This is a genomic window from Methylocaldum sp., from assembly GCF_039794385.1.
In the GTDB taxonomy this organism is placed as follows: domain Bacteria; phylum Pseudomonadota; class Gammaproteobacteria; order Methylococcales; family Methylococcaceae; genus Methylocaldum.
Genome location: NZ_JBDIVO010000407.1, coordinates 1 through 3,721 on the forward strand (window position 1 = coordinate 1; position 3,721 = coordinate 3,721).

Below are 3,721 nucleotides of genomic sequence, written 5' to 3' on the forward strand. Positions count from 1 at the left end.
GCCGACCTACAAATACTTGAGTCGATTTACCCTAGCCGAAAGCGCCAACGACTTCCGCCAAGTCCGTTATGCCGTATGAGCGAGATGAACACTTCGCTGTCATTTCGGCGGGCGGTCAGAATCGCGGGCTTAAGATGCCTAGAAACCCATCGGGGCGTCGTTTTAGGTTATATCCCAAAAACATACCGGATTTTGGGATATAACCGATTCAGATGCTTTCGAATTGATACGGAAGCCCGCGTCCGGTCTCTGCGCCGTCGCGTCTTCCGACAAAGCTATACTTCGTTGCGAAAACGACTTCTCAGGTTCTCCATGCGCAACGCCCTAAACCGACTCTTCCATACCGCCAACACCGTCATCCTCGGCAAGCCGCGCCAGATCCGTCTCGCGATCTGTTGCCTGCTGGCGCGGGGGCATTTACTCATCGAGGATGTACCCGGCGTCGGCAAAACGACCTTGGCGCACACTCTCGCCAACCTTTTGGGCCTCAAATACCAACGCATTCAGTTCACCAGCGATCTTTTGCCGGCCGATATCGTCGGCTCGTCGATCTTCGACGGGAACAACCATGCGTTTCATTTTCAACCCGGTCCGATCTTCCACCAAATGATCTTGGCTGACGAGATCAACCGCTCGACCCCGAAAGCCCAGAGCGCGCTGCTCGAAGCGATGGAAGAACACCAAGTTACGGTCGAGGGAGAAACCCGTTCGCTGCCGGAACCGTTTTTCGTCATCGCTACTCAAAATCCTGTGTGCCAGATCGGAACGTTTCCTTTGCCCGAGTCTCAATTGGACCGGTTCCTGATGCGCATTAGCTTGGGTTATCCGGATAGCCGGTCGGAGCGTGCCTTGCTCAAAGGCGAGGACCGCTTCGTTTTGCTCGAAAAACTCCCGGTCTGCCTTCAGACGGACGAATTAGTGGCGATCCAGGACCAGGTCAGGACCATACACGTCTCCGATGCGCTGTTGGATTATCTCCAGGCGCTGATCAGATTCAGCCGCGAATCCGGTCATTACGAATGCGGATTATCGCCGCGCGCGGGCCTCGCCCTGTTGAACGCCGCCCGCGCCTGGACCTTCATCGAAGGCCGTGAAGCGGTCCTGCCCGAGGACGTGCAGGCGGTATTGGCTCCGGTTTGCGGGCATAGGCTGCGCCCCGTATCGAGCGGCGCTACGAACGCCGACGTCATTGTGGCGCCGATGCTGGAACAGGTTGCGGCGGTTTGAGATGACTGCGCTCCCGCTTCGGGAACGGCTGGACCTTCGGCGCTTCCTCCGAGGCGAAAAAGCGATCGATGGGCCGGTCATGTTGTCTCACCGGCGAATCTTCATTCTGCCCAGCCGATCCGGCTTGGCCCTTGCGCTGCTCCTGTTGATTCAGTGGCTCACCGCCATCAACTATGGCAACAATCTGGCGTTCATCCTCACTTTCCTATTGGCGGCGGCTGCCATGTCCTCGTTGTTCTACAGCTACCGCAACCTTTCCGGACTGAGCGTCGGCGCCGGAAAAATGAGCCCCGTCTTCGCCGGCGACCTGGCATCTTTCGAGTTGCGGCTGACCAACTCCGCGGCTTTGCCGCGCTATGGCATCGAGTTGAGGCTGAAAGACGCCGAGGCGTTACGGATGGACATACCTCCCGAGGGTACTGTTTCGGCAATCCTTCGGGTCCCAGCGGAAAAGCGGGGCTGGCTCGAGCTCGACACCGTAACCATCAGCACCGCGTTTCCTTTGGGAATCTTCTACGCCTGGTCGCCGATCAATCTGAAATATAAGGTTCTGGTCTACCCGAGACCCACCCAGGAACGATTGCCTTTCCCACGTTCCGAGGACGATCATGTCGGTGCCCGACCACGAAATGCTTCCGATGATTTCCACGGGTTTCGGGCTTATCAACCGGGCGATCCGTTCAAGCACATTCATTGGAAAAGTCTGGCCAAAGGACGCGATCCGGTAATCAAGCAATACGCGGGGGACGAAACGGAAGTCCTTCATTTGAACTGGACGGATACCAAGGGATTGGATACGGAGGCGCGCTTGAGCCGGCTTTGCCGCTGGGTGTTGGATGCCGAGCAGGCTGGGATGCGATATGCCCTCAGCTTGCCAGGAACGACCATAGCCGAAGGTCACGGCGCATCGCACTGCCGGAAGTGTCTCGAGTCGCTGGCTCTGTTCGATCTATGAAGAAGCCCGCAGCAACGTCGTTCGTGCCGGATCGGACGCAGGAAAACCTGCTTCTATTCAGTGTTTTCTTCGTTGCCGCACCGCATCTTCTCAATCTCGGCTGGGCAATCGTTCTTTATTTTTCCTTGATGGCGGCCTGGCGATTCGCGTCAGGGTATCGGCCCGCCTTGCTGCCCGGCCGTCTGCTGTTGTTTCTTCTGACCTTGTCCGGCGCAGCTTTGGTTTACGTCGATTACCATCGCTTTTACGGACGCGAAGCCGGATCCAGCCTCTTTCTCGTCGGCCTGGGACTGAAACTGATGGAAATGCGGAACCGGCGCGACGTATACCTGGTGGTCTATCTCGCGTTCTTCGTGGCTCTGACTCAGTACCTGTTCTCCCAGAGCATCGCCCTGGCCGTCTATACGCTGGCTGCCGTTGCCTTGCTGATTTCCGTATTGATCGGCCTGAACGCGGGTCCTGTCCTGTCGCTCAAAACCCAGTTCAGAATGGCGGCGTCATTGGTGGCGCAAGCCATGCCGATCATGGTAGTCCTGTTCATATTCTTCCCGCGTATCGCGGGGCCTTTGTGGAAGCTTCCGGACGATCCGAGCAGCGCAAAGACCGGGCTCAGCGATATCATAGAGCCCGGCAGCGTCAGCCGCCTCGCCTTGTCGCGGGAGCCGGCTTTTCGCGCCGATTTCGAAGGTCCCTTGCCGCTGCCCGCCGAGCGCTACTGGCGAGGCCCGGTGTTCTGGCATACCGATGGAAGACGCTGGACCCTGCCGCCGGAACAAGGCCGGAACACCGTTCAGGCACCGGCATTCTCCGGACCGGCTTACCGTTACACGATCACTCTTGAGCCGCATCAAAAACGCTGGGTTTTCGCTTTGGATCTACCCAAAGTTTTTCCCGAGAACCTCGCTCAGACGCCCGAATATTTGCTGCTGACGCCGCAAAACGTCGGCGAACGCCGGCAATACACGATCAGCTCCTATCCGAATTACCGAACCGGCGAACTCAGCCCCGCCGAGCGGGAACAGGGTCTCCAGCTGCCGGATAGACCTTCGGCACGCATGCTCCGGCTGGTCGAACGCTGGCGCCAGTCGTCGTCGGACCCAAAAGACATCGTGAACAAGGCGCTGCTCCATTTTCGCGAGGAGCCGTTCGTATACACGCTCAACCCGCCGGTCATACGCGACAAGCCGGTGGACACCTTTCTTTTCGAGACCCGCAAGGGCTTTTGCGAGCATTACGCCACGGCGTTCGTTTATCTGATGCGGGTGGCGGGAATTCCGGCGAGGGTGGTAACCGGTTATCAGGGAGGGCAATGGAACCCGGTTGGAAAATTCCTGGAAGTACGCCAAGCCGATGCTCACGCCTGGGCCGAGGTGTGGTTATCCGAACAAGGCTGGACGCGCGTCGACCCCACTGCCGCCGTGGCGCCGCACCGGATCGAGCAGGGGATAGACCTGGATCGGCAAATGGCCGATCACGAGGTCAGTTTCAGTCCTGTCGGACGGGCACTGGCCGATGCCGCTTTCGATCTCCACGACTGGT

General features: G+C 58.5%; 3 protein-coding genes. All 3 read left to right on the plus strand.

All coding sequences use genetic code 11. The features are described 5' to 3' along the window. Positions 1–312 precede the first annotated feature (312 nt). The gene (locus ABJK70_RS21705; RefSeq protein ID WP_086133825.1) at positions 313–1,227 is read left to right on the plus strand and encodes a MoxR family ATPase; all 915 of its coding nucleotides are present in this window, start codon (positions 313–315) and stop codon (positions 1,225–1,227) included. A gap of 1 nt (position 1,228) precedes the next feature. After that, positions 1,229–2,182, plus strand: a complete 954-nt coding sequence (locus ABJK70_RS21710) for a DUF58 domain-containing protein (protein ID WP_086133824.1) — start codon at positions 1,229–1,231, stop codon at positions 2,180–2,182. After that, positions 2,179–3,721 (plus strand): DUF3488 and transglutaminase-like domain-containing protein (locus tag ABJK70_RS21715; protein WP_347259105.1); only part of this gene is annotated, 1,543 nt, incomplete at its 3' end. The genes ABJK70_RS21710 and ABJK70_RS21715, both read left to right, overlap by 4 nt.